We start from the raw sequence: 1,526 nt of genomic DNA, 5'->3' as shown, positions 1-1,526 counted from the left end.
CGAGGCACGAGGCTGCGTCAGGCTGCGCAGCGGCCCCCAGAGGGCGGTCCTGCGGACACGCAACGCAGCCTCGTGCCTCGGCAGCTGCTACAGGGGAATTGCGTCGAGCTATGGAAAATAAGTTTTTTTTCCGGGAATAAAAACCGGCGATTCACAGTTACAAGGGTGGGACAGTGCGGAAAACACCATGAAGCGATTTGAGGAACTGTTTGCGCCCCATCTGGACGCGGCCTACAACCTCGCGCGCTGGCTCACGGGCAATGACAGCGCCGCGCGCGATGTCGTGCAGGAAAGTGCGCTGCGCGCCTTTCGGTTCCTGCACCGTTTTGCCGACGGCAACGCCAAGGCCTGGTTCCTGACCATCGTGCGCAACGAAAGCTACACCTGGCTCAAGGCCTCGGCCGGGCGCCACTGGGTCGCGATCGGCGACGACATCAGCGAAGACGACGGGGCCCTGAGCCACAGCCAGACCCCGGAATTGCTGGCCATTCACACCGAAAATGCGGCGCTGATCCAGCAAGCCCTGAGCGCTCTGCCGCCGGCGTTCCGTGAGGTGATTGTGCTCAAGGAACTCGAAGACATGCCCTACAAGGACATCGCCCTGGTGGTCGACATACCCATCGGCACCGTCATGTCGAGGCTCGCCCGGGCCCGCGCCATGCTCAAGCTCGAACTACTGAAGTTGCACGATCATGAATGAACTTGACTGCACGGTTTGCCAGACGCTGATGCACGGCTATCTGGACAAGGAACTTGATCCTGCGATGACTGCGAAAGTGGCCGCGCATGTCGCTGGGTGCGCCGAGTGCGCGCGGTCGCATGAGCAGGCGAAGCTGTTGGTCACCGGAGTGAAGCGCCATGCGCCGTATTTCGCGGCCCCTGCGTCGCTGACGGCCAGTCTGCGCGCCATCGAACCCCCATCGAAATCCCGCGCTATCGAGCGTTGGCGAAGCTGGTTCGCACCGGCATTTTCAGCGGCGGCCCTGGCCCTCGCGGTGGTGCTGTATGTGGCAACGCCTGTTAGCGAACAACCGCTGATGGACGAGGCCGTCTCCAGCCACGTGCGCTCGTTGATGGGCACTCACCTTAACGATGTGGTGTCCTCGGACCGTCACACCGTGAAGCCGTGGTTCACCGGCAAACTGGACTTCTCGCCACCGGTCTTCGATTACGCGGCGCAGGGCTATCCGCTGTTGGGTGGGCGCCTGGATTATCTGCAACACCAGACCACGGCGGCCCTGAGTTACGGGCGGGCCAAGCACGTTATCAACGTGTTTATCCTGCCCACGCCCGAGGCGGATACGCCGCCGCAGACTCAGGCGATTCGTGGCTTTAACGTGGTGTCCTGGCAACAGAACCATATGCGGTTTGTGCTGGTGTCCGATCTGGAGAAAGGTGAGCTTGAGGCGTTCAGTCAGTTGCTGAAAAATGGCGCCTGAACACTTCGGTAACCGATGATTCCCCTGTAGGAGCGAGCTTGCTCGCGATGGTGTATCAGGCGCAGTGGTGTCGACTGACACACCATC

At 61.4% G+C, this 1,526-nt stretch carries 2 protein-coding genes; both read left to right on the top strand.

Features of this window, described 5'->3' with window-relative positions:
* The first annotated feature begins 187 nt into the window (after positions 1 to 187).
* Positions 188 to 700, top strand: coding sequence for a sigma-70 family RNA polymerase sigma factor (locus EJA72_RS26720; protein WP_157714873.1), 513 nt, complete (start codon positions 188 to 190; stop codon positions 698 to 700).
* A complete protein-coding gene (locus EJA72_RS26715) occupies positions 693 to 1,439 on the top strand; it encodes an anti-sigma factor (protein ID WP_157714872.1) in 747 nt (248 codons plus the stop codon). Before EJA72_RS26720 ends, EJA72_RS26715 begins: the two co-directional genes overlap by 8 nt.
* The last annotated feature ends 87 nt before the right edge of the window (positions 1,440 to 1,526 follow it).

The organism is Pseudomonas sp. PB120 (assembly GCF_009761815.1).
In the GTDB taxonomy this organism is placed as follows: Bacteria; Pseudomonadota; Gammaproteobacteria; order Pseudomonadales; family Pseudomonadaceae; genus Aquipseudomonas.
The sequence above is the reverse complement of the archived record's forward strand: the minus strand, read 5'-3'. Positions and strand labels throughout refer to the sequence as shown.

What these genes read in the sequence shown, in the direction of transcription:
- EJA72_RS26720 (WP_157714873.1), top strand. Translation starts at nt 188, where the DNA reads ATGAAGCGATTTGAGGAACTGTTTGCGCCCCATCTGGACGCGGCCTAC.
- EJA72_RS26715 (WP_157714872.1), top strand. Translation starts at nt 693, where the DNA reads ATGAATGAACTTGACTGCACGGTTTGCCAGACGCTGATGCACGGCTAT.